This window comes from Staphylococcus sp. GDX8P54P (assembly GCF_017893165.1).
Lineage (GTDB): Bacteria > Bacillota > Bacilli > Staphylococcales > Staphylococcaceae > Staphylococcus > Staphylococcus borealis.
The window spans coordinates 1-553 of record NZ_JAESMM010000059.1; the positions used below are offsets into that span (position 1 = coordinate 1).

Consider the following 553-nt stretch of genomic DNA (forward strand, 5'->3'; position numbering starts at 1 on the left):
ATTATTGCTTTTATCTTTGTACTGTTAGCTCGCAATTCCGAAGCTGTGCATACGAAACAAGTAATTAAAGGTGCACCATGGAATATTGTCCTATTTTCAATTGGTATGTATTTAGTCGTATTCGGCTTGAAAAACGTAGGCATCACCACAATTTTAGCTGATGCATTATCCAATATTTCAAGTTATGGACTATTCAGTAGTGTTATGGGCATGGGCTTTATATCTGCTTTGTTATCATCAATTATGAATAATATGCCTACAGTTTTAATAGATGCAATTGCTATCGGACAATCGAATGTAGTTGGAACAATTAAAGAAGGTATGGTTTATGCGAATGTCATAGGTTCTGATTTAGGACCTAAAATAACACCGATTGGTTCTTTAGCAACATTATTGTGGCTACATGTCTTAACACAAAAAGGTGTGAAAATTTCGTGGGGAACATACTTTAAAACTGGAATTATCATTACTATTCCGGTCCTATTTGTAACACTCTTAGGTTTATACCTTACACTAATCATATTTTAAGAAAAGAGGCTTTAATTATGGATAA

Annotated in this window: 1 protein-coding gene; it reads left to right on the forward strand. The window is 33.5% G+C overall.

Translation table 11 applies throughout. The annotated features are described in order from the left end of the window. The coding region (locus KA909_RS12795; RefSeq protein ID WP_281059145.1) for an ArsB/NhaD family transporter at nucleotides 1-528 on the forward strand (528 nt) is incomplete at its 5' end. Nucleotides 529-553 lie beyond the last annotated feature (25 nt).